The sequence below is a fragment of the Pseudomonas sp. DWP3-1-3b3 genome, from assembly GCF_049896305.1.
GTDB classification, from domain to species: Bacteria; Pseudomonadota; Gammaproteobacteria; order Pseudomonadales; family Pseudomonadaceae; genus Aquipseudomonas; species Aquipseudomonas azotoformans_A.
On record NZ_JAFCUA010000006.1, the window covers coordinates 190,137 to 213,740 of the forward strand.

Here is a 23,604-nt window from a genome sequence, read left to right on the forward strand (position 1 = left end):
CCAACGCGGGGCAAGCCCGCTCGCCACAACCACAACAAGCCTGCAGGCCACAAAAGCTTATTCACTTGGCATCTCCAGCAAAATCCGGCCGCTGGAACAGGCCGCCACACCGTTGCGATAGGCGAAGTACAGCTTGCCGCGTTCCGCATCAAACCGCAGGTGCAGTTCGATCGCATCGCCTGGCCGCACCAGTTGCTGGAACTTGAGCACTTCCATCCCGGCAAACGTTGCCGGTAAATCGAGCAGTTGCTGGCCCAGGTTGAACGCCCATTCCACCTGCACCACGCCCGGCAATACTGGGGTGACCGGAAAGTGCCCGCTGAAATAGGCCAGGTCTGGCGGGACGCTCAGTTGCAAGGTCCATTCGCCATTGGCTTCGACTTGCTCCAGTACTTCCGGGGCTTTCGGTCGTGGTGCCAACAAGAGCGCTTCGACCTGCGCTTGGGGCAGTTTGCCTTGGCTGTTCAGCGGCAACTGTCTCAGTAAACGCCAACGACGCGGCAACGCCAGGGCTTCGCAATGTTGGCTCAAGTGCTGGCGCAGGGTTTGGGTGAGCGTGCGTCGGCCCTGATTGCGCAAGGCATGCAGGCCTTGAGCACTCAGCACCACCAGCGCGCCAAGGGACGCGCGGTTTTCCTGCACCACACCCAGGCGCGTTTCCGCGACCCACGGGTGGGTCATCAATGCGTGTTCCAGCATGGGCAGGGAGATGCGTTTTTCTTCCAGCTTGACGATGCGATCCAGGCGCCCGAGCAACTCGAAACGGCCATCGGCATGGATGCGCGCAGCGTCGGCGGTTTGTTCGACATGCCCTTCAGGCAGATACGGTGAAGCGATGCGCAGGGCGCCGTCGGCGTCCTGGCTCAGGTGCACGTCGGCAAACGGTTGCCAAGGCTGCGCACCCTGGCGCCAGGCGATACCGCCGGTTTCCGAGCTGCCAAGGATTTCAGTGGGCCACTGTTGCAAGCGGTCGTACAGGCTGCCGGCGGCGTCCACCGGCAATGCGCCGCCAGAGGAAAACACCCGTGACACCTGGCTCAGTGCCGGCCAGTCGAGATTGTCGCCCATGCGCTTGAGCAACGCCGGGCTGGCGACCCAGGCGAACCGGGCATGCTCGCGGCTGGCGCGCTGCAAGTCTTCAGGGAAGGCCAGTTGCTTGCGCACGAAGGTGCGGCCGGCGCACAGCGGCCACAGCACGCGGAACAACAAGCCGTAGATATGCTGGGTGGCGACGCTGCCGATGATGCAGGCGTCCTTGAGGTCCTGACCCCACAGGGTTTCCAGGGCTTCGACCTCGTTGGCCAGTTGGCGCAGGGTCTTGTCGATGCGCTTGGGTTCGCCGCTGGAGCCGGAGGTGCACAGGCTCAGTTGGCAAGCGTCCAGATCGAGCGCGGCAGCAGCCAGTGGCGCCTGGTACAGCGCGTCCAGGTCTGCCGCTTCGGTCAGCCAGGCATCGACGGCCTCGTCCCAGCGTTGGCGGGTCTGAGGTTGCAGGTCGGCGGGCAACAACACGCTGACCCCGGCGCGCCAGGCGCCCAGCAGCGCAATCGCCAGCATGCCGGCGTCTTCCAGGTAAACGGCCAGGCGCTGGATACCGCGCGCTTGCAGGCCTGCGGCCAGGCTCAGGGACTGCGCCCACAACTGGGCATGATTCATTGCAGGTTCGGTGGTGACCGGACGCTGTTCCAGCGGCTCAAGCAGCAAGTGCTCAAGTTTCAACCCATTCATACGCGGCCTCGAACCCTTTGTCGTACAAGCCATTCCACGGCAAACAACAACCCCATCAGCCCGTAGGCGATCAGGCCGTTGTACAACGTCCACCAGCTCAGCGGCGCCCACAGGGTGAGGGCGGCGGCGAGCAGGCCATTACACAGAAAAAACACGCTCCACACCACGGTGACCTGGCGGGTATACACAATGGCGTGCGGGGGCAGCACCGGATCGGTCATGCGCGCCAGGCGCTCGACCATCGGCGGGCCGTATTTGAGGCTCAAGCCAAACAACGCCAGCATGAACCCGCTGACCAGGCTCGGGTACCAGCGCAGCAAGTGCGGGTTGTCGAACCAGGCCAGCAGCAGGCAGAACACGATCACCGCCACTGCCATCCAGCGGCTGCCGGGGCGTCGCGCACCGGTCAGTGCGCGCAGCAGCCACAAACTGCCGAGCAGCAGGCCGAATTGCCACGGCGCAAAGTGTTCGGTGCCGTAATACACCGCAAAGGGGTACAGCAGCCCCGCCAACAACAGGCCAAGGCCGATCAGCCGGCTCATGCGGCAGGCGTGACCAGACGGTACACCGCCTCAACCACGTCGTTGACGGTGCGCACGGCCTTGAATTCTTCGGCGGCGATCTTCTTGCCGGTCTGGCGCTTGATGTGGTCGATCAAGTCGACGGCGTCGATGCTGTCGATTTCCAGGTCCTGGTACAGGTTGGCGTCAAGGGTGACGCGTTCCGGCGGCAGTTCAAACAGTTCCACCAAGGCGTCGCGCAAGGTGTTGAAAATATCGTCACGAGTTTGCATGGTCCGGTCTCAAGCTGCCTGTCTGGCCGTGACGAACGCCGCAAGGCTGGCCACGTTGGTGAAGTGATTGCGGGTGTCCTTGGCGTCGGCATCGATCTTGATACCGTACTTTTTCTGGATCGCCAGGCCCAATTCCAGGGCGTCTACCGAATCCAGGCCGAGGCCTTCGCCGAACAGGGTCTGCTCGCTGCCGATGTCGTCGACGCTGATGTCTTCCAGGCCCAGGGCCTCAATGATCAGCGTCTTTATGTCGTGCTCAAGGCGGTGTTGGTCGCTCATCTTCGGCGAGCTCCTTAATAAAATAGTGATGCAGGTAATCGTTGAGCTTGCGTGATGCCTGGGGCGCGGGTCCCATTGATGCGAACGCCTGTGGTTCTATATCGGCACCCACCCGCAAACTGAAGTGCACGCGGCATTTCGGGATGCGATACCAGGGTTCGGCCTTGGTCAGCGTAGTGGGGCTGACCTTGATCACCACGGGGGTGATGATTGTCGCACCGCGCAGCGCAATGGCGGCGCCGCCGCGATGAAAGGCAGGCGCCGCGCCGGGTGTGGTGCGGGTGCCTTCGGGAAAGATGATCAGGGTCTGGCCGCCGCGCAGGGCATCCGCCGCCGCATCGAGCATCTCGGCACTGCCGTCATTGCTGATATAGCCCGCGTCGCGCACCGGCCCACGGGTGAAGGGGTTCTGCCACAGGCTCTGCTTGACCACGCAGTTGGCCTGGCGCACAAGGCCGATCAGGAACACCACGTCGATCAACGACGGGTGGTTGGCGATGATCATCTGGCCTGGGCGGCCGAGGTTTTCCGCGCCTTCGACGCTGTAGGTGAGCACGCCTGCGCGCTGCATCAGGCGAATAAAGAACCAGAACAGCCAACTGATGGTGTGGCGGGCGCGGTTGCGATGTTTGGCAGCGTCCCCTGGCAGGCAACTGAGCAACGGGAATACCAGCAAACGCAGGCACAGCCCACCGAACCCGAACAGCGCGAAGCTGGCGGCGGTGGCGAACAGGCGCCAGTAGTAGGCGTCCCGTGGTTTCTCGTTCAGGGCTTGCGTTGCCAGTTCCATACACGGTTCTTCCAGGCATGTTGGCAGGCGACCTGTTCGGTGAGCAGGGTGCGCAGCAGGTTCAGGGCGTGGGGCCACTGGGTTTGAGTGGGTTGGACAGTGCCGCTGCTCAGTTCCAGATGCCACTCGTCGCCCGGCGTCAGCAGCAGGCCAAGGGCGTAGGGGAACGGCACGTCCACAATCCAGCTGGCGTAGGCCTCGGGCGGCTGTTCTTCGGTGATCACCAGCAACACCGCCGGCGCGCCTTCGTTGAGCAAGGCGGCGGCTTCGAGCATGCCGTGTTCCAGTCCGTCACCTGCGGCGGCGAGGGCGGTCATTTCGCTGGTTTCATTGCGCAGGATCGACCATAGGCCAATCACCGCGTTGTGCACCGACAGGCTGAACTGGGTCGGCGACAGCGGCTGGTCGTTGGCCAGGTCACTGAGGATGTCGAGGGTGCGCGGGGTCTCGCCGTGCCGGGAGACAAACACCAGCGGCAGGTCCTGCAAACCCTCGGCCAGTGGCCAACCCACGCTGAACGCCATGCGCGCCAGGCGGCTCAGGCGGCGGCGCTGCATGGCCGGCAGGAACGACACATCAGGGCAGGCATCGCTGGCAGGCAGCAACACCGGGGCCTGGCACCAGGCGTGCCAGTCGTCCGCACTCTCCAGGCCAGGGGCCCAGGCGCGCCATTGGGCGATGTTGAAGTTGATCACTGAGAAGTTATCCCGCCCCTGCGGGCTTCCATGTGCGACTTTTGGCCCCGAATACCGGGACAGGGAGCAATAGCCGAATGGCGCGCATTATCCCGGTGCCGTGGGGTTCTAGCAAACTTTGGTAAAGATTTGTGCACGGTTGATTACAAAATAGTGGAAAGGATTTACAGATTGTCCTTTACCAGGGGACTGATTGGATTGTCGGACCGTTCTTTTTAATCTGTCGGTTGCGTATGACAGACAAGTCGCCCATCGCCCGTGATGCAGCAGTGCATGGATGAACGAGGTAGCTAACAGGCGCTTTTGCCCTCTACACTCGGACATTCATTGATACACGGAGGTTTTTCCATGCGGCGTGTGGTGTTCAATCAAAAAGGCGGGGTTGGCAAGTCCAGCATTGCCTGCAACCTGGCGGCAGTCAGCGCCAGCGAAGGTTATCGAACCCTGTTGGTGGACCTCGATGCACAAGCCAACTCAACCCAGTACCTCACGGGGCTGACCGGCGACGATATCCCGATGGGTATCGCGGATTTTTTCAAGCAAACCCTGTCTTCCGGGCCGTTTTCCAAGAAGAACAAGGTGGATATCTACGAAACCCCTTTCGACAACCTGCACGTCATCACCGCAACCTCGGAGTTGGCCGACCTGCAGCCCAAGCTTGAGGCCAAGCACAAGATCAACAAGCTGCGAAAGCTGCTGGATGAATTGAGCGAGGATTACGACCGGATCTATCTGGATACTCCACCAGCTCTGAATTTTTACGCGGTTTCGGCGCTGATTGCTGCTGATCGTGTGCTGATCCCCTTCGATTGCGACAGCTTCTCGCGCCAGGCCCTGTATGGCCTGCTGGCGGAAATCGAAGAACTGAAGGAAGACCACAACGAAGGCCTCGAAGTGGAAGGCATCGTGGTCAACCAGTTCCAGGCCCGCGCGAGTTTGCCGCAGCAGATGCTCGATGAGCTAATTGCAGAGGGGTTGCCGGTATTGCCGGTGTACCTGGCCAGTTCCGTGCGCATGCGTGAGTCGCACCAGGAGAGCAAGCCGCTGATCCACCTGGACCCACGGCATAAGCTGACGCAGCAGTTTGTGGAGTTGCATAACCTGCTGGAAAACGCGTGATCGATGTCGATCCTTCTTACAGGAGGTGTAGGAAGGGTCTGACTATAGGGGTTAAGCCTTGTAACGTTGCCTACAGGTACTCCAGAATCCGCTGGCTTGTGCGTCTGGAGGGATGTCTCTTAAGGTTCTTCGGTCACTGAATGTTCAGTGATCGGGTTTAGTAGCCCAACCGACCAAAGCATTTACACCGCCCTAAAAGCATGGCGTTTTATCGCCTATCTGATGGTGGCTGTGCGCAGGGCACTTTCGGGTGCGCCGGTCTTTGCTTTGTTCTCCGGTCTACTAACCTGCGTACAGCTGCCGCCCTTCGTTTAGTAGCGAAAAGGTGGCCGCCCTATCAGAGAACAAATGCTTGTCTATTAATCTTTTCAATGTGGCACCCAACCTCCCCACCGAAACCCTAGTCCTCAACAGCTACGAAACCTTTTCCTCCGTCCGCACCCTGTTGCTCAACCTGTCCAACGACCTCACCGGCGAACACCGCGACGTGGCACTGGCGATCCACCAATTGAGCGAACTGGGCGTGCTGCTGGTCGGCCAGATGATGGACCGTGAAGCCCCGGTGGCTCACACCCCCTGACTGCGCAACCAACTCATCAACTGCGGCAACGGAAACGCCCCACTCTGGCGCGCCACTTCGCGGCCGTTTTTGAACAGAATCAAACTGGGAATCGAGCGAATCCCCAACTGCGCCGACAACTGCTGATTGGCCTCGCTGTCCAGCTTGGCCAACCGACACTTGCCCGCCAACTGCCCGGCCGCCTGCTCGAACACCGGCGCAAACGATTTACACGGGCCACACCAGTCGGCCCACACATCCACCAGCAACGGCAAATCGCCTTTGATCTGGCTGGCGTAGTCGCCTTGCTTCAGCTCAAACGGCTTGTTCAGTAAAACCGGCTGCTTGCAGCGCCCGCATTTGGGCGCATCACGCAGGCGTTCACCGGGGATGCGGTTGAGCCCGTTGCAGTGGGGGCAGGGGATTACAAGGGATTCGGACACGATAGGCTCCTGAGTAGGGCAATGACTTCAATCTGGAGCCGGAATCTCGGTTTATCAAGACCAAAGAAAGGGATGAATGATGAGCGACAACTTTAAACTGGCCATTGACCATTGGCCCTATGTTTCATCACTGCTGACCAAACCGCAAACCGAGGCAGCCTATGACAGGCTGGCTGTGGCACTCGATCAGTTATGTACGGACGACGCAGATCGTGGAAGAACAGGCTGGTGCAGCCAGCAAGCGTGTCGGAGCTGTTTTCGATAATCAGAAACTTGTATTCGTTTTGATCGACGCTGAAGTCCGCGATCGCTATGCGAACTTCATGGCGCATTTCCTTGCGTCGGTAATACACGTCTCATCAGTAGCGAGCCTAGCGCGCACGCTCCCAAAACAATCATCAGCGTGAAAGCAACGAAGTGTGCATCTGGGCTGCCAACCAACTGGTCAGGCCGGCTGCGGCGACTGTAGTGCTTCCGAGTATTGCCGAGGCGCTGGCTTGTTGTGAAGGCACAACGCCGAGTGCCCAGGCGGTGGTTAATGGAAGCAGAGTACAAAAGGCAATACTGGTTGCCGCGGCGGCAAGTAAATAAAGCGTCAGATCGACCTGATACCAGGCAACCCCCATTCCTATGGCGCCAAGGCCTTGCGCAAACAAACCTGCCTTGAGGCGAACCGTCTGGGTAAAACGTGTAACCGATTTTCCTGCAGCGAAGAATGCCAAAGCGATCAGCATTGCCCAGGCCGAGAGGATCACACTGATGGTCGTGGTAGATAGTAGAAATACACCGTCGAGAATGAATGCTTTACTGAGGTTCAGTTGGGTGAACGAACTTTGGATCAGCACTCCCATCAGCAATGCGCTGATGAACGTTGGTTGCTTCCAAAGTGGGCCTGATGCTTTTGAGCTTGAAGGGCTTATCGGCTCCTGAAGGGGCCTGGGGAGCAGCGCAAGGCTAAAGATCAACAGAGCAACACCCAACGAACCGAATGCATAACGCCAACCCCAAACCGAGGCGCTAAGCATCAATATCACCGGACTCAGCGTCGCGAGCGTGCTAATTCCGCCATAGAGGTATGCGGTCACGGTTTGGAATTTTGTTGGCCCAAGATGCTGGCGAAGCCACACACGTGATGCTGTGGTCGCTAATGCATTGGCTGCGAACATTGAAATGAAGGCGATTGATAGTGCCAGTCCGTTGGATGCCAGCACTCCCGAGATGCAAGAACAAGCCGCCAGCGTTGAGCCGGTTGCGAGGCTCCGTGAAGCGCCGATCCGGTTGATCAGCGATGTTGAAATCAACTGACCTACTGCAAAAACGGTCAGGCATAGCGCGAGCACACTTTGAAAGTATGCCGGGGGCATTCCCATGTCTTGGGCTATGAACGGTGAAAGAGGGACCAAAGCATCGAATACAACAGCGCTGACCAGCGTCCTGGCCACCACGACGTTAAAGGCTGTGGTCACTGGCTGGTGCTCCATCCCTCCCTGTCATTGCTACGTATTCACTGCACGAAGAGCGGGGATTGGCTCATTAGCCTCAGCCCTGGCTTGGCTGCCTTCGAGCCAAAGCTCAATGACCTCCCTGTGCTGCGGGTATCGCTCGATCAAAAACAGCTCAAGATCTTTCCAGGCGTGCTGCTCCAGCCAATGATTGACTTGAGACAGCTCGTGATGAGGGAAGGACAGGTCCATATGTAGACGAACAGCGGAATATTTATCGGGTGTAGCGTGATCGCACACCGATTCCAGGTTTGGAACATCGACGCCCATGACGCACCTCCATTTCATATCTGCTTAAGGTTCGTTGCGTGATTGCAACAAGGCGACCCTAATGCGAAGAGATGTTTAATGATGTCAGGCGCGTCCGGTCTTTATTTCTGAATATGTCCTTTCACGACGAGCAACTAATCTCCAAATGCTTCCCCCAATCCGGCGGACGCTGTGCGTATTGCTCCATCCCTGCTTGCTCCTCAAACGGCTTGGAAAGCACCTCATGCAGCCGCCGCACCTCGCTGTAATCCCCGGATTCAGCGGCCGCGATGGCGTTTTGCGCCAGGTAGTTGCGCAGGATGTACAGCGGGTTCACCGCGTGCATCCGCGCACGGCGCTGTTCCTCGCTGTAGTCACCATCCCGTGCAACACGCGCCTTGTACTGCTCGGCCCAGGCATCAAACCCGGCCAGATCGACAAAGTCATCGCGCAACCGCGCCACGGCCAACGCCGCCGACTCATCCCCCAGGCGGCGGAAGAACAGGGTGTAATCCACGCCGCTGTTCTGCATCAGCTTCAATAGACGCTCCACCAAGTGTTGGTCATCGTCCTCGGCGGTGGTGAGTCCCAGGCGGCGGCGCATCAGGTCCAGGTAGTTCGCTTGATAAAGCGGCAGATACAACCCAAGTGCTTCCTTCAACGCATCGACGCTGATAAACGGTGTCAGCGCCTGCGCCAATGCACTCAAATTCCACTGCCCAATCGGCACCTGATTGCTGAAGGAATAGCGCCCTTCGTGATCCGAGTGGTTGCAGATGAAGTGCGCGTCAAAGTCATCCAAAAACGCAAACGGCCCGAAGTCGAAAGTGATGCCCAGGATCGACATGTTGTCGGTGTTCATCACGCCGTGGCAGAAGCCGTAAGCCTGCCATTTGGCGATCAGCTCGGCATTGCGCTCGACGATTTCGCGGAACATCGCCAGGTACGGCTCGGGCTGTTCGCGGCACTCGGGGTAGTGCAGGTTCAATACGTGTTCGGCCAACAGCGCTTGCTGCTCGGGCTTTTTGGTGTAGTAGAAGTATTCGAAATGTCCGAAGCGGATATGGCTGTGTGCCATGCGCAATACCATCGCGCCGCGTTCCTGCTTCTCGCGCCACACGGGGGTGTCGGAGCCGATCACGCACAGCGCACGGCTGCTGGGGATGCCCAGCGCGTGCAGCGCTTCGGAGGCCAGGAACTCGCGGATCGACGAGCGCAACACCGCGCGACCATCGCCCATGCGTGAGTAGGGCGTCATGCCGGCGCCCTTGAGGTGCAGGTCCCAGTGCTCGCCGGCTTCGTTGTACACCTCGCCCAGCAACAAGCCACGGCCGTCACCCAGTTGCGGGGTGTAGCCGCCGAATTGATGCCCGGAATAGACCATCGCCCGGGGTTCCGCCTCGGCCCACAGCTTGTGCCCGCCAAACAGCTCGGCAAATACCGGTGTTTCGGCCACGGCGGGATCAAGGTCGAGCAGGGCCAGGGCGGCCTCACTCGCCACAACCAGGCGCGGCGCGTCGAGGGGCTCAGGCAATACGTGGGTCGAGAACGCGTCGCCCAGGCGTGCGAAGCGGTTGTCGAAGGTCAGTTCGTCGAGGGCTTTCACCGGCCATCTCCAGCAGAATGTCCGAGCATTCTGCTGGGGATAGCGCGGTTAGTCGAGTTTGCTCGGCGGTGGTTCCTGCACGCCGCCGTCGTTGGCGGGCTTGGCGGGTGGGGTGTCGACTTCCACCAACTTGTATTCCTGGCCGTGGAGGTTCTTGAGGTAGACCTCCATCTGGCGGAACGAAATGTTGATGCTCTCTTTCTTGAACTCGCGATTGATAAAGCGGTTCACTTCGTCGATCACCGGGTTGCGGTCGCCCAGGTCGCGCACGTGCATGCGCAGTTCGTGGTCGAGGGTGCTTTCGCCGAAGTTGAGGAAGTACACGTGGGGCTCTGGCTCCTTCAGTACCCGAGGGTTGTCGCGGGCGGCCTTGAGCAGCAGTTCCTTCACGCGGTCCAGGTCGGAGCCGTAGTCCACGCCGAGTTTGAGGGTGACGCGGGTGATGGTGTCGGTCAGCGACCAGTTGATCAGTTGCCCGGTGATGAAGGTTTTGTTCGGGACAATGATGTCCTTGCGATCAAAGTCGGTGATCGTGGTGGCGCGGATGCGAATCTTGCTCACCGTGCCCGACAGGTTGCCGATGGTGATGGTGTCGCCGATGCGCACCGGGCGTTCGAACAGGATCATGATGCCGGAGATGAAGTTGGCGAAGATTTCCTGCATACCGAAACCCAAGCCCACCGACAGCGCCGCCACCAGCCATTGCAACTTGTCCCAGCTCACGCCGAGGGTGGACAGGGTGGAGACGAAACCGACGCCGGCAATCACATACGACAGCAGCGTGGTGGTCGCATAGGCACTGCCCTGGGCCAGGTCCAGCTTGGACAGCACCAGCACCTCGAGCAGGCCGGGCAGGTTGCGCGCCAGGGCGAAGGTGATGCCGATGATGATCAGCGCGCCGAGCAAGTCGCCGATGCTGATCGGCACCATGCTGATATTGGCGCCGGTGCCACTGGTGTATTCGTACAACGTGACGTTATCCAGGTACGAAAACACCGAGATCAGGTCCGACCACACCCAGTACAGCGCCGCGATAAAACCGCCGAGCAAGGCCAGGCGGATCAGGCGCATGGATTGTTCGTTGACCTGTTCGATGTCCAGGGTCGGTTCTTCGATCACTGCTTCACCGTCGCCGGCTTCCTTGGCGGCCTGGCGTTTGGCCAGGGCACGCGCATAGGCCAGTCGTCGGGCGGCAACGCCCAGGCCGCGAACGAAGGTGGCTTCGATCACCAGCCAGAACATCAGCAGGTACAGGGTGTTGATCAGGCGGTCACTGAGCTTGAGCGCGGTGTAGTAGTAGCCAAAGCACACGGCGATAAACAACGCGACCGGCAGCGCGGTAAACAACAGGCCCACGGCCTTGCGGAACAGTGAGGCTTTTTCATGGGTCGGGCTGTTGAGCAACAGGCGCCCGAGCAGCCAGGCCATCAGCGCGTAGCAGGTGAGTACCACACCAATGCCCAGCACATCGTCGGCCAGCGCCGCCGGTTGGTGCTCGGCAATGGCCACCACGGCCACCAGGGCCAATACCACCAGCCCGAGTTTGCGTACCCAGCCTTGCAGGAATTCGACCTGGGGTTTTTCCCAGCGAAAGTGCAGCTCCGCCACGCCACCCGGCGCCAGGATGCGATAAGCGGTGTAGAACACCAGCCAGGCCTGGGCGATCTGCAGCAGGGCCGAGCCAAGGTTGGCGTTCTGCCCACGGGCGTCGATCTGCAGCGCGTAGCCGCACAGCGCCAAGCCCAGGGAAACCGGCATCGCCAGCAGGATATTGATCAGGATGGCCTGGGGCGTGTGCCACTGGCTATCGCGCTTGAAGTGGCCAATGTCCAGATGCACCTTGTTCAGGCGCTGGTACAGGTTTTTACGGCGCCACAGCAGCGCGCCAATCAACAGCAGCAGCGGCAGGAACAGCAATGGGCGCTGGGTCAGGCCGTCATACAGTTCGCTGACGCTGGACGCCCAGGGCAAGGTGGCGACTTGCTTGCTCAGGTGCGCCGGCACCGTTTCCAGCCATTCGGTGTCCAGCGGCTTGTTGCTGGGGATCCAGAACATCTGCTCATCCAGCGTCGCGCGCAGGGTGGTGGCGGTGCTGAGCAGTTGTTTCTGGTTCAGTTGCAGGGTGATGGATTCATTGAGCAGCGCGCTCAGCTCACGGCTCAGGCGCTCCAGCAGGTCGCTGCGGGTGATCGCCAGTTCCAGCAAGGTGCGACGCAGCTGCGGGGTGACGTCTTCTGGCGCTTGGTTCGCCAGCAAGTTATCCACATAGGCGCTCGGCGAACTGATCAGTTCGCGTTGCTGGTTGACCTCGAACTGGTACAGGCGAATGTTGGCGATGTCGTCCGCCAGGTCGCGGTCCACGGTCAGGCGTGGCAAGGCTTGTTTCTGTTTGTAGAGAATCTTGGACAGCAACAGGCTGCCCTTGAGCACGTTGATCTGCTCGTCCAGGGCCGAGTCGCTCTGGGTCACCGTGTCGAGTTGTTGCTTGGTTTTCAGGTTCTTCTGGGTCAGATCGTTGAGGCGGTCGGTGCTTTTGAGCAGGTAGTCGGACAGCTTCAGGTTGGCCGCGCTCTCGGTGGCGAGCAGGCTGCTGCCGCCGGCTTTTTGCGCTTCGATGGACTGTTGGGTGACCGTTTGTTGGGATTGGGCCAGGCGCTTCTGGTTGATCAGGGTTTGCAGGTCCTGGATTTCTTGTTCCAGGCGCGCAGTTTTTTCCATCACCAGGTCGTGCTGGCTGTTGCCCAGGTCTTGCAGTTGGCTGTTGCCGGCCAGTTCCTGGCGGCGCAACGGGATCAGTGCGTTGAGGGCGGCGAGTTCGGCGTTGAGCTGGTTGCGCTGGTCGCCGGTCAGGGCCTTGCCGTTGTCCTTGCCGGCCTTGAGGATCGAATTGATCTGCAGGATGCGCGTCTGGCTGCTGCTGATTTCGGTCTGGGCGCGTTCGGGACGGGTCTGGGCGGCAATGGACAGGCTGTTGGCGTCGGCCAGTTCTTTTTGCAGGTCGCCTTGCTGGGTGGTGCGCTGCACCAACAGTTGCTCCAGCTGCGGCACCGGCAGGGTGGCGTAGCGCTGGGCGACCGGGATGATTTTGGTGGCCTTGAGCCGGGTCAGTTCGCGCTGGTTGTCGGCGGTCTCGCGCGGCGCGTCTTCCAGCTGGCGCTTGAGGTCGACCAGGCGCTGCTCGTAATCCTGCTTGTTGCCCAGGTAGGTCAGGGTCTGCTGCAGGATGGTCTGCAGCGCCTTCATGTCGGCGTCGGGCAGCTTGCGGTCGGGCAGCTTGTCCAGGGTTTGCTGGATGGCGTCGGCGCTGGGCGGGTCGGCCGCGTGAACGGTGCCGACACAAAGGGTCAGGCCCAGCAGGGCAGTGGCGAGGAACGTGCGCAGGGTAGGCATAGAGACCGGTCTTGCAAGGTGAAGAATCGGGGGCGTCGTCGCCCCGCAGTTTAGAGGAAGAGTCCGGGGCCCGGGCGACTTCCTTCGGGGAATCTGACGCCCACTTTGCCGATCTTGTTCCCGTCCATGACCGCGACGGTCCAGATGGTGTTGTTCCATTCCACCTGGTCGCCGACGATGGGCGCGCCGCCGACTTTCTGGGTGATGAAACTGCTCAGCGGCATATCCGGGTCGATGCCCTCCAGCTTCAGGCCGTACAGCGCGGAAACCGCGCCCAGCTGGGCGTCGCCTTCCAGCACGAAGTCGCCGAAGAAACGCAGGTCCAGACCGCGTTGCGGCGCCTGGCTGAAGAGTTTGCCCAGGGCCGGCAGGTTGTGTTCATGGCCGATCACGCAGAGCAAATCGCCGACTTCCAGCACGGTACTACCCGACGGATGGAGCAGTTGCTGGCCACGGAACAGTGCAGCGATCCGCGTGCCTTCGGGCATTTTCAGCTCACGCAGGGCGGCGCCGATGCACCATTTTTCCGCGCCCAGGCGGTAGACGAACAACTCCCACTCGCTGGTGACGTGCACTTCCAGGGCGGCACGGGAAATCGGCGCCGGGTCCGGCGGTACGGTGACCTTGAGCAGCTTGGCCACCCACGGCAGGCTCGTGCCCTGCACCAGCAGCGACACCAGCACGATAAAGAACGCCAGGTTGAAGTACAGCTGCGCGTGGGGCAGGCCGGCCATCAGCGGGAACACCGCCAGAATGATCGGCACCGCGCCGCGCAGGCCGACCCAGGCGATAAAGGCTTTTTCGCGTCCGTGGAACGCCTTGAACGGCAGCAGGCCGACCATCACCGACAGCGGCCGTGCAAACAGGATCATCCACAGCGCCAGGCCCAGGGCCGGCAGGGCGATGGGCAGCAAGTCATGGGGCGTGACCAGCAGGCCCAGCACCAGGAACATGCCGATCTGTGCCAACCAGGCCATGCCGTCGAGCATATGCAAAATGCCATGACGGCTGCGCACAGGGCGGTTGCCGATCACCAGGCCGCACAGGTACACGGCGAGGAAGCCGCTGCCGTGCAAAGCGTTGGTCACCGCGAACACGAACAGGCCGCCGGCGATCACCAGGATCGGGTACAAGCCAGTGGCCAGGTTGATGCGGTTGACCATTTGCAGCATCAGCCAGCCGCCGCCCAGGCCGACCACGCCGCCGATGCCGAACTCACGCACCAAGTGCGTCAGCAGGCTCCAGTGCAGGCCGGTCTGGCCGCTGGCCAGCATGTCGATCAAGGTGACGGTGAGGAACACCGCCATGGGGTCGTTGCTGCCGGATTCGATTTCCAGGCTGGCAGTGACCCGTTCGTTGAGGCCCTTGCCGCCGAGCAGCGAGAACACTGCCGCTGCGTCCGTGGAGCCGACAATCGCGCCAATCAACAAGCCTTGGATGATATTGAGGTCAAACAGCCAGGCCGCAGCCATGCCGGTGAGGCCGGTGGTAATCAACACCCCCACCGTGGCCAGCGACAACGCCGGCCAGAGTGCCACGCGGAAACTCGCCACCCGTGTGCGCAAACCGCCATCGAGCAGGATCACGGCCAGGGCGAGGTTGCCCACCAGGTAGGCGGTTGGGTAGTTATCGAAGATGATGCCGCCGCCATCGACGCCGGCGACCATGCCAACAGCCAGGATGATCACCAGGATCGGGATACCCAGGCGGGACGAAAGAGAACTCACCAGAATGCTCGCACTCACCAGCAACGCGCCGATCAAGAACAGGCTGTTGATGGTCGTCGCATTCAAAGGCAGTACTCCATGAGCAAACAAGACGGGGCGCAAACTGACCATGCAGTCTGCGTGCCAGCGATTCTAACCTGTTGAATTGCTGCACTGTCAAAAAGCTTTTTCTGATTCGTGCAGGGTTAATGTGGAAGCTGGCTTGCTGTGGTGGGCAGGGCCCTTGTAGTGAGCAGGCTTGCCCTGCGCTGGGCTGCGGAGCAGCCCCAACAGGAACACCTCATGTTTACAGACAGTATGCGGTGACTGGTTTTGGGGCTGCTTCGCAGCCCAGCGCGGGGCAAGCCCGCTCACTACAGTCGGTCGGGGTCAGTTAGAGGCGGAAGCGGCCGACCATTCCGTTCAAGTCCACCGCCAGGCGCGACAGTTCACTGCTCGCCGCACTGGTCTGGCTGGCGCCGGTCGCTGATTGCACCGACAGGTCACGAATATTCACTAGGTTGCGATCCACTTCCCGCGCCACTTGGGCCTGCTCTTCCGCCGCGCTGGCGATCACCAGGTTGCGTTCATTGATCTCGACAATCGCGGTATTGATGGTATCCAGCGACATGCCGGCGCCTTTGGCGATGTTCAGCGTCGATTCGGCGCGTTCGGTGCTGTTGCGCATCGAATCCACCGCGTGCTCGGTGCCGGCCTGGATACTGCCGATCATCCGCTCGATCTCGCTGGTCGATTGCTGCGTGCGATGGGCCAGGGCGCGCACTTCATCGGCCACCACCGCAAAACCGCGACCGGCTTCACCGGCACGCGCCGCTTCAATCGCTGCGTTCAGGGCCAGCAGGTTGGTCTGGTCGGCCAGGCCGCGAATCACATCCAGCACCTTGCCGATGTCGCGCGACTCATTGGCCAGGTCGCCAATCAGTGTGGCCGTGGCTTGCACGTCGCCGCTCATGCGTTCGATGGCGCTGACGGTTTCCTGCACCAGGTCACGGCCATCGCCGGCGGAGGTGGTGGCGTTGCGCGAAGCTTCGGAGGTGCTCACCGCATTGCGGGCGACTTCTTCGACGGCGCTGGTCATCTCGTTCACCGCCGTGGCGGCTTGTTCGATTTCGTTGTTCTGCTGGGTCAGGCCGCGGGCGCTTTCGTCGGTGACGGCGTTCAGTTCCTCGGCAGCCGACGCCAGTTGGGTCGCTGACCCGGCGATGCGTTGCAGGGTGTCGCGCAGCTTGTCCTGCATCTTGGCCATGGCGGCCAGCAGGCGCCCGGCTTCGTCGTTACCGTCGACTTTGATCGGACGCGTCAGGTTGCCTTCGGCCACTTCTTCGGCGGCTTCGAGTGCCTGGGAAATAGGCAGGGTGATACTGCGGGTCAGTAGCCAGGCGAACAGCAGGGTCAACGCCGTGGCGATCACCAGCAGGCCGACCACCAGGTCAAAGGCCAGGTTGTATTGGTCTTCGGCTTGCTGATTGGTGGCCAGGGCCATCTTGTTGTTGATGTCCAGCAGACGGGTGAGCACTGCGTTGACCTGCTCGGAGTTGCTCAGCAGTTCGGTGTTGAGCAGGGCGCGCAGTTCCTCCACTTGATTGGCGCGCGACAGGCTCTTCATGCGCTCTTCAATCTGATGGTACTGGCCCAGCAGGCGCACGTATTCGTCGTAGGTTGAGCGCTCTTCGCTGCTCTCGATGAGTTTTTCGTAGATGCCCTGGGCGGTGCGAATCTGCTGGTTACGCAGTTCAAAGGCTTCCAGGGTCTTTTGCTGAACCTCCGGCTCGCGGTTGGTCAGCAGGCGGTACGACAGCACCCGCAATCGCAGGGTCAGCTGGGTAAATTCATCGAGGGCACGAATGCTCGGCACGCTGGACAGGGTGATGTCTTCGGTGGCGCCACGGATCTTGCTCATCTGGTTCAGGGCAAACACACCGAGAAACAACATCAACGCGCCAATAAACGCGAAGCCGAGGAAGGCCCTCGGAGCGATATTCATATTACGAAGCGACATGCGGGAATCCTGGGGGAGAAGCGCGATCCGTGCGGCCATGAGACGGGGTGTCCCTCTCTATCGGTCGTACGACTAAAGTCTAAAGGGGCGTGTGCGGTTTTGTCGCATCTGACGAGGGGTTTCGCGGATTCAGGAACCAGATCCGGTAAATGCAGTCACTAAGGCTCGAAAGTGCGGCCCGGCCCTTAAAAATCGGGCTGCGCGCCGGGGATAACCCTGGCATCCGAGGTGAATTTTCTTTATCGTCACCGCCCTTTGAAAAAGCCCGAGAAATCAAAATGTTAGAAGCATCCCTCAGCCAATTGGAACAACTGGTCAGCGACCTGGTACAGCAGAACCAGGACCTGCTGGGCACCAACGAATCCCTCAAGGCGGAACTGGCCCGCGCCAAGGATGAGAACGACAGCCTGCAACTGAACCTGATGGAGCAGGAAGAAAAGCACGGCGCCACCGCTGCGCGTATCCAGGCGCTGGTTGAGCGTGTGAGCGCAGGGCCTGTCGGCGCATGAGTGAAGGGATAAAGGTCGTTTCGATTCTCGGAGAGGATTACTCGATCAAGGCACCGACCGGGGAAGAGAAAACCCTGATGCACGCCGTGACCCTGCTCAAGGCGTCCCTGGCCACCACCAAGAAGAAGTACCCGACCCTGATCGGTGACAAGCTACTGGTGCTGGCGGCGCTGAACCTGTGCGCCGAGCAGATCGAAATGCAGCAGGCGCACCAGCAGGAACTCGACCGTTACCAAGAGCAAGTCAGCGCCACGGTCGATGTGATTTCCAAGGCGATCGGAACGCCTTAGAACCACTCATCTTGCATGCCGAGGCACGTGTCATCACGGGCCTCCAAGATTGCCAGTTCATGATGGCAGCTCGGCACTTCCCAGGTCAGGAAGTACCGGGCGGCCTGGAGCTTGCCTTTATAGAAGGCCACATCCGCCGCATTGCCCTTGGCCAAGCCTGCTTCGGCGTGAATCGCCTGTTCCAGCCAGCGCCAGCCAATCACCGTATGCCCGAACACTTTCAAGTACAGCGCTGAGTTCGCCAGGCTGCTGTTGACCTTGCCGTGGGCGAGATCCGTCAGCAAACCGAGAGTGACGCTTTGCAGGCGGTTGACCAGTTGTTCCAGCGGTTCCCTCAGCGCGGTAAGGCTTGGGTATTCCTGGGCGCGGGCGCCGGTTTCGGCGATCAGTCGGATGAGTTGCTTCAAGCCCGCGCCGCCGTTCTGCGCCAGTTTGCGCCCGAGCAGATCCAGGGACTGGATGCCATGGGTGCCTTCGTGGATCGGGTTCAGGCGGTTGTCGCGGTAATACTGCTCCACCGGGTATTCGCGGGTGTAGCCGTGGCCGCCGAGAATCTGGATCGCCAACTCGTTGGCCTTGAGGCAGAACTCCGACGGCCAGGATTTGACGATGGGCGTGAGCAGGTCCAGCAGTTCGTGGGCTTGCTTGCGCTCGGTTTCGGTGACCAAGGTGGTGGTGTCGTCGAACAGCCGCGCGGCGTAGAGGCCGAGGTCGAAGGCGCCTTCCACGTAGGATTTTTGGGTGAGCAGCATGCGCTTGATGTCCGCATGCTGAATGATCGAGACCGGTGCGGTCGTGGGATCTTTACTGTCGGGCAGGCGACCTTGCGGGCGTTCGCGGGCGTACTCCAAGGAGTAGAGGTAGCCGGCGTAACCGAGCATGACCGCGCCCATGCCGACACCAATCCGCGCCTCGTTCATCATCTGGAACATGCAGCTCAACCCCTGGTGCGGCTTGCCCACCAGATAGCCGACGCAGTTCCCGTGATCGCCGAAGTTCAGCGCGGTAGACGTGGTGCCGCGCCAGCCCATCTTGTGGAACAGCCCCGCCAGCAATACATCGTTGCGCTCGCCCAGGCTGCCGTCGTCGTTGACCAGGAATTTGGGCACGATAAACAACGAAATGCCCTTTACCCCGGCCGGCGCGTCCGGCAGTTTGGCCAGCACCATGTGCACGATGTTTTCCGACAGCGGGTGGTCGCCGCCGGAAATGAAGATCTTGTTGCCTTTGAGTCGATAGCTGCCGTCAGCCGCAGGCTCTGCGCGTGTACGAATATCTGACAGCGAAGAACCGGCGTGGGGTTCGGTGAGGGCCATGGTGCCGAAGAAACGGCCGTCAATCATCGGTTGCAGGAAGCGTCGTTTCTGATCCTCAGTGCCGAAGCTCTCGATCAGGTTGGCGGCGCCCATGGTCAGGAATGGATAGGAAGTGGATGCCGCGTTGGCCGACTGGAAGTGCGCAAAACAGGCTTGGGACAGCAGGGTCGGCAGTTGCATGCCACCGGCTTCGAAACTGCGCGCGGCGTTGAGAAAGCCGGCCTCCAGGAAGGCGTCCACGGCGGGTTTCACTTCCGGGATCAGGATGGCCTGGCCGTCTTCGTAGCGCGGTTCGTTTTCGTCGTTCTTGCGGTTGTGCGGGGCGAAGTACTTTTCCGCGATGGTGCGGGCGGTGCTGATGGCCGCGTCGAAGGTTTCACGATTGTGGTCGGCAAACCGCTCGCGCTGGGTCAGACCCTCGGCATCGAGGACTTCGTACAGCTCGAAAGCCAGATTGCGGGAACTGAGCAGCGTCTCGGACATGGCGGCTTACCTTTAGAGGAATTGGCCTGAGTCTAAGTGCGCGAATGGAGGGTGGATAGCAAGATTGATTTGGGTGATGGAAGGCCAGAACAAACTCGGTTCCTGTGGGAGCTGGCAAGCCAGCTCCCACAGGGTTTACCGTTAGCCGATGGTCATCAGGCTGGCGTTACCGCCCGCCGCAGCGGTGTTAACGCTCAACGCCCGCTCGATCACCAAGCGCTCCAGCGCAATCGCCGTCTCGCCCTGCGACAAGCCATGCACCCCGACAATCGCCCCACCACGCTGCGCCACTTGCTGGCACACCGCGCGCAATTGATCGGAATCACCGTGATGCAGAACTGCATCAAACACCACGTCGTCCTTGGTCCAGTCGGCCACGCGCTTGATCTTCGCCTGAATCTCTTTAGGCAGGCGTGGGAACAAGGCCTTGGTCAGGTCGGATTCGGGCCATACTGCCGAGCCGCCCACAGCCAACACTGCCGCCAGTTGCGTCAACAGGTCGCCTTCCACTTCCGCCAGGCACAGTACGTGCTCGCGGGGCAGGATGGCGTAGCTGTTGCGTTCGCCAGTCGGGCCAGCCAGTTGGCGGGTGATACCGCTTTGCGATTGCGCGGCGAACTGGCTGCACAGGGCACTCAGGTCGCTGAACTTATTGCTGTCAGCCCAGGTTTTCAGGGCGGTCAGCGGCTGGCTCATGGCGTCACGCAGGCGCACGTCCGGTGCGGCCAATGCGTCGCCGCGTACGAAGGATTGCTCGATGGCATCCGTAGGGCGCGTCGATAGCAGGCGGTACAGGTACAGCGGGCCACCGGCTTTCGGGCCAGTGCCCGACAGGCCTTCGCCGCCGAACGGTTGCACGCCGACCACAGCACCGACGATGTTGCGGTTCACGTAGACGTTACCGGCATGGACGTTGTCGATCACCTTTGCGATGGTCTCGTCGATACGGGTGTGCACGCCCAGGGTCAGGCCATAGCCGGAAGCGTTGATCTGGCCGATGAGCTGGTCGATCTCTTTGCGCTTGTAGCGCACCACGTGCAGCACCGGACCGAAGATCTCGCGTTGCAGTTCGTCGAAGCTTTCCAGCTCGATCAGGGTTGGCATCACGAAGGTGCCACGCTTGATCTCTTCACCGTCGGCAATCGCTACCTGGTACACATTGCGGCCTTTGTCGCGCATGGCCTGGATGTGTTTCTCGATGCCGGCTTTGGCTTCGGCGTCGATCACCGGGCCGATGTCGACGGACAGGCGCTCCGGGTTACCCAAACGGCATTCCGCCATGGCGCCCTTGAGCATTTCGATGACACGGTCTGCCGAATCTTCCTGCAGGCACAGCACGCGCAGGGCCGAGCAGCGTTGGCCGGCACTGTCGAAGGCCGAGGACACCACGTCGATGACTACTTGTTCGGTCAGCGCCGAGGAGTCGACGATCATCGCGTTCTGGCCACCGGTTTCGGCGATCAGCGGGATCGGGCGGCCCTGGGCGTCCAGGCGGCCGGCGACATTGCGTTGCAGCAGGCGCGCCACTTCGGTGGAGCCGGTGAACATCACGCCTTTGACGCGATCATCACCCACCAGGCGGGCACCGACGGTTTCGCCCTGGCCCGGCAGCAGTTGCAGCACGCCTTCCGGAATACCGGCTTCCAACAGGATGCGCACGGCTTGCGCGGCGACCAGCGGGGTTTGCTCGGCAGGCTTGGCCAGTACCGGGTTGCCGGCAGCCAATGCGGCGGCGACTTGGCCGCTGAAGATGGCCAGCGGGAAGTTCCACGGACTGATGCAGACCACCGGGCCCAGCGGGCGGTGGGCGTCGTTGGTGAAGTCGTTACGTGCCTGCACCGCGTAGTAGCGCAGGAAATCCACGGCTTCACGCACTTCGGCGATGGCGTTGGCGAAGGTCTTGCCGGCTTCGCGAGCCAGCAGGCCCATCAGCGGTTGGATCTCGCCTTCCATCAGGTCGGCGGCACGTTCCAGGATGGCGGCGCGCTCGGCGGGCGGGGTGGCCTGCCAGATCGGACCGGCGCTGATGGCGCACTGGATCGCGTTGTCGACGTCTTGAACGGTGGCTTCTTGTACGTGACCGACCACGTCACGCAGGTCGGACGGGTTCAGTACCGGTGCGGCGGGTTGCTCGCTGGAGGCGCAGCCGAGCATCGGCGCCGCTTTCCAGTGGTTGTGCGCGGTGGCCAGCAAGGCGCAGGACAGCGACGCCAAGCGGTGTTCGTTGGCCAGGTCGATACCGGCCGAGTTGGCGCGGTCGCTGCCGTACAGGTCACGCGGCAAGGGGATGCGCGGGTGCGGCAGGCCGAAGCCGCCTTCCAGCGTGGCCATTTGCTCGATGCTGGCCACTGGATCGGCCACCAGCTCCTGAATGGAGATGGACTGGTCGGCAATGCGGTTGACGAACGAGGTATTCGCGCCGTTTTCCAACAGGCGACGCACCAGGTAAGCCAGCAGCGTTTCGTGGGTGCCAACCGGTGCGTACACGCGGCACGGACGGTTCAGCTTACCTTCGGAAACCTTGCCGACAACCTGTTCGTACAGCGGTTCGCCCATGCCGTGCAGGCATTGGAATTCGTACTGGCCGGGGTAATAGTTCTGACCGGCAATATGGTAGATGGCCGACAGCGTGTGGGCGTTGTGCGTGGCGAACTGCGGGTAGATGACTTCCGGCACCGACAGCAGTTTGCGTGCGCAGGCAATGTAGGAAACGTCGGTGTACACCTTGCGGGTGTAGACCGGGTAGCCTTCCAGGCCTTCGACTTGGGCGCGCTTGATCTCGCTGTCCCAGTACGCGCCTTTTACCAGGCGGATCATCAGGCGATGGCGGCTGCGGCGCGCCAGGTCGATGACGTAGTCGATCACATACGGGCAACGCTTCTGGTAGGCCTGGATCACGAAACCGATGCCGTTCCAGCCGGTCAGTTGCGGCTCGAAGCACAGGCGTTCGAGCAGGTCCAGGGACAGCTCCAGCCGGTCGGCTTCTTCGGCGTCGATGTTCAAGCCGATGTCGTATTGCTTGGCCAGCAGGGTCAGGGACAGCAGGCGCGGGTACAACTCGTCCATCACGCGCTCGTATTGCGCACGGCTGTAGCGCGGGTGCAGGGCCGACAGCTTGATGGAAATGCCCGGGCCTTCATAAATCCCACGGCCGTGGGACGCTTTGCCGATCGAATGGATGGCTTGTTCGTACGAGGCCAGGTACTTCTGCGCGTCGTGTTCAGTCAGCGCGGCTTCACCGAGCATGTCGTAGGAGTAGCGGAAGCCCTTGGCTTCGAACTTGCTCGCGTTGGCCAGGGCCTCGGCAATGGTTTCGCCGGTGACGAACTGCTCGCCCATCAGGCGCATCGCCATGTCGACGCCCTTGCGGATCATCGGCTCGCCGCTCTTGCCGATGATGCGGCTCAGGGACGAGGTCAGGCCCGCTTCGTTGTGGGTGGCGACCAGTTTACCGGTCAGCAGCAAGCCCCAGGTCGCGGCGTTGACGAACAGCGACGGGCTGTTGCCCAGGTGCGGCTGCCAGTTGCCGGTGCTGATCTTGTCGCGGATCAGTGCGTCGCGGGTGCCCTTGTCCGGGATACGCAGCAGCGCTTCGGCCAAGCACATCAGTGCCACGCCTTCCTGGGACGACAGGGAAAACTCCTGCAGCAGGCCCTGAACAATACCGGCACGGCCGCCGGCACTCTTCTGGTTACGCAGTTTTTCAGCGATCGAGGCCGCCAGCTTATTGGTGGCTTCGGCCATCGGCGCCGGCAGGCGGGCCTGCTCGATCAGCATCGGCACCACTTCCGGCTCGGGGCGGCGGTAAGCGGCAGTGATCGAGGCGCGCAATACGGATTGCGGCAGGATGCTCTCGGCGAACTCAAGGAAGCATTGGTGGGCGTGGTCGGTCTGGACCTCGCCCGCATCGTCGGCGTCCTTGCTGCTCAAACCATTGAGTTCGGTCAGGGTTGCACCACCCTCCAGTTTCTCCAGGTAATTGAAAATCGCCTGCTTGATCAGCCAGTGCGGCGTGCGATCAATGGAGGTCGCGGCAGCCTTCAGGCGCTCGCGGGTCGGGTCGTCGAGTTTGACCCCAAGGGTGGTCGTAGCCATTTTCTTATCCTCATGGGTGCCACTACCGAGTG

General features: G+C 61.3%; 20 protein-coding genes and 1 pseudogene. 5 read left to right on the forward strand and 16 right to left on the reverse strand.

The genetic code is table 11. From position 1 onward, the window contains the following. Window positions 1–57: 57 nt before the first annotated feature. The 6 genes from ACP7BX_RS19965 to ACP7BX_RS19990 are packed head-to-tail and all read right to left on the reverse strand — an operon-like array spanning window position 58 to window position 4,285. Window positions 58–1,728: an AMP-binding protein gene (locus ACP7BX_RS19965; protein ID WP_426129339.1), complete on the reverse strand. Its 1,671-nt coding sequence runs from the start codon at window positions 1,726–1,728 to the stop codon at window positions 58–60. Next, window positions 1,725–2,270 (reverse strand): hypothetical protein, encoded by a 546-nt coding sequence (locus ACP7BX_RS19970; protein WP_177074583.1) that lies wholly within the window; start codon window positions 2,268–2,270, stop codon window positions 1,725–1,727. Before ACP7BX_RS19970 ends, ACP7BX_RS19965 begins: the two co-directional genes overlap by 4 nt. Next, entirely contained in the window at window positions 2,267–2,521 is a 255-nt protein-coding gene (locus tag ACP7BX_RS19975; RefSeq protein ID WP_016979215.1) for an acyl carrier protein, read from the reverse strand. The genes ACP7BX_RS19970 and ACP7BX_RS19975 overlap by 4 nt, the downstream gene beginning before the upstream one ends. Before the next feature lie 9 nt (window positions 2,522–2,530). Next, on the reverse strand, window positions 2,531–2,800 hold the full coding sequence (locus ACP7BX_RS19980; RefSeq protein ID WP_014716603.1) for a phosphopantetheine-binding protein: 270 nt from the start codon (window positions 2,798–2,800) through the stop codon (window positions 2,531–2,533). Continuing rightward, window positions 2,778–3,590, reverse strand: coding sequence for a lysophospholipid acyltransferase family protein (locus ACP7BX_RS19985; RefSeq protein WP_178954250.1), 813 nt, complete (start codon window positions 3,588–3,590; stop codon window positions 2,778–2,780). Before ACP7BX_RS19985 ends, ACP7BX_RS19980 begins: the two co-directional genes overlap by 23 nt. Beyond that, the gene (locus ACP7BX_RS19990) at window positions 3,566–4,285 is read right to left on the reverse strand and encodes a beta-ketoacyl synthase chain length factor (protein WP_426129336.1); all 720 of its coding nucleotides are present in this window, start codon (window positions 4,283–4,285) and stop codon (window positions 3,566–3,568) included. The genes ACP7BX_RS19985 and ACP7BX_RS19990 overlap by 25 nt, the downstream gene beginning before the upstream one ends. Window positions 4,286–4,633: 348 nt before the next feature. On the opposite strand from ACP7BX_RS19990, the gene ACP7BX_RS19995 reads away from it, so the two are divergent. Both ACP7BX_RS19995 and ACP7BX_RS20000 read left to right on the forward strand, forming a co-directional pair. Further along, entirely contained in the window at window positions 4,634–5,404 is a 771-nt protein-coding gene (locus tag ACP7BX_RS19995; protein WP_314524703.1) for a ParA family protein, read from the forward strand. A gap of 352 nt (window positions 5,405–5,756) precedes the next feature. Next, window positions 5,757–5,984, forward strand: coding sequence for a DUF6124 family protein (locus ACP7BX_RS20000; protein ID WP_038846472.1), 228 nt, complete (start codon window positions 5,757–5,759; stop codon window positions 5,982–5,984). Here the strand turns inward: ACP7BX_RS20000 and trxC are convergent. Next, on the reverse strand, window positions 5,972–6,406 hold the full coding sequence (trxC, locus tag ACP7BX_RS20005; protein WP_314524708.1) for a thioredoxin TrxC: 435 nt from the start codon (window positions 6,404–6,406) through the stop codon (window positions 5,972–5,974). The two genes, ACP7BX_RS20000 and trxC, sit on opposite strands and share 13 nt — an antisense overlap. Window positions 6,407–6,567: 161 nt before the next feature. Between trxC and ACP7BX_RS20010 the strand changes: the two genes are divergently transcribed. Next, window positions 6,568–6,813, forward strand: coding sequence for a hypothetical protein (locus ACP7BX_RS20010; protein ID WP_426129333.1), 246 nt, complete (start codon window positions 6,568–6,570; stop codon window positions 6,811–6,813). Here ACP7BX_RS20010 and ACP7BX_RS20015 read toward each other — a convergent pair. The 7 genes and pseudogenes from ACP7BX_RS20015 to ACP7BX_RS20045 all read right to left on the reverse strand — a co-directional run. Further along, window positions 6,805–7,872 (reverse strand): MFS transporter, encoded by a 1,068-nt coding sequence (locus ACP7BX_RS20015; protein WP_426129331.1) that lies wholly within the window; start codon window positions 7,870–7,872, stop codon window positions 6,805–6,807. The two genes, ACP7BX_RS20010 and ACP7BX_RS20015, sit on opposite strands and share 9 nt — an antisense overlap. 30 nt (window positions 7,873–7,902) lie before the next feature. Then, the gene (locus tag ACP7BX_RS20020) at window positions 7,903–8,178 is read right to left on the reverse strand and encodes a hypothetical protein (protein ID WP_426129329.1); all 276 of its coding nucleotides are present in this window, start codon (window positions 8,176–8,178) and stop codon (window positions 7,903–7,905) included. Window positions 8,179–8,299: 121 nt separating this feature from the next. Continuing rightward, on the reverse strand, window positions 8,300–9,763 hold the full coding sequence (gene selO, locus ACP7BX_RS20025) for a protein adenylyltransferase SelO (RefSeq protein ID WP_426129327.1): 1,464 nt from the start codon (window positions 9,761–9,763) through the stop codon (window positions 8,300–8,302). 48 nt (window positions 9,764–9,811) lie between these two features. Next, the gene (gene mscK / locus ACP7BX_RS20030) at window positions 9,812–13,153 is read right to left on the reverse strand and encodes a mechanosensitive channel MscK (RefSeq protein ID WP_033897792.1); all 3,342 of its coding nucleotides are present in this window, start codon (window positions 13,151–13,153) and stop codon (window positions 9,812–9,814) included. Between the two features lie 50 nt (window positions 13,154–13,203). Beyond that, window positions 13,204–14,946 carry a potassium/proton antiporter gene (locus tag ACP7BX_RS20035; protein WP_016977199.1) on the reverse strand — a complete coding sequence of 581 codons (1,743 nt, stop codon included), beginning with the start codon at window positions 14,944–14,946 and terminating at the stop codon, window positions 13,204–13,206. A gap of 307 nt (window positions 14,947–15,253) precedes the next feature. Then, window positions 15,254–16,126: a methyl-accepting chemotaxis protein gene (locus ACP7BX_RS20040; protein WP_370694346.1), complete on the reverse strand. Its 873-nt coding sequence runs from the start codon at window positions 16,124–16,126 to the stop codon at window positions 15,254–15,256. A 30-nt stretch (window positions 16,127–16,156) separates the two neighbouring features. Then, window positions 16,157–16,918: pseudogene (locus tag ACP7BX_RS20045) on the reverse strand (MCP four helix bundle domain-containing protein); the annotation flags it as partial. A gap of 239 nt (window positions 16,919–17,157) precedes the next feature. Between ACP7BX_RS20045 and ACP7BX_RS20050 the strand changes: the two are divergent. Together ACP7BX_RS20050 and ACP7BX_RS20055 are read left to right on the forward strand one after the other, a co-directional pair. Further along, on the forward strand, window positions 17,158–17,388 hold the full coding sequence (locus tag ACP7BX_RS20050; RefSeq protein ID WP_016977201.1) for a hypothetical protein: 231 nt from the start codon (window positions 17,158–17,160) through the stop codon (window positions 17,386–17,388). Then, the gene (locus ACP7BX_RS20055) at window positions 17,385–17,678 is read left to right on the forward strand and encodes a cell division protein ZapA (RefSeq protein ID WP_426129324.1); all 294 of its coding nucleotides are present in this window, start codon (window positions 17,385–17,387) and stop codon (window positions 17,676–17,678) included. Before ACP7BX_RS20050 ends, ACP7BX_RS20055 begins: the two co-directional genes overlap by 4 nt. On the opposite strand, the gene ACP7BX_RS20060 is transcribed toward ACP7BX_RS20055, so the two are convergent. Both ACP7BX_RS20060 and putA read right to left on the reverse strand, forming a co-directional pair. After that, entirely contained in the window at window positions 17,675–19,477 is a 1,803-nt protein-coding gene (locus tag ACP7BX_RS20060; protein ID WP_426129322.1) for an acyl-CoA dehydrogenase, read from the reverse strand. The genes ACP7BX_RS20055 and ACP7BX_RS20060 overlap by 4 nt on opposite strands. Before the next feature lie 141 nt (window positions 19,478–19,618). Next, window positions 19,619–23,572: a trifunctional transcriptional regulator/proline dehydrogenase/L-glutamate gamma-semialdehyde dehydrogenase gene (gene putA, locus ACP7BX_RS20065; protein WP_269132644.1), complete on the reverse strand. Its 3,954-nt coding sequence runs from the start codon at window positions 23,570–23,572 to the stop codon at window positions 19,619–19,621. Window positions 23,573–23,604: the final 32 nt, after the last annotated feature.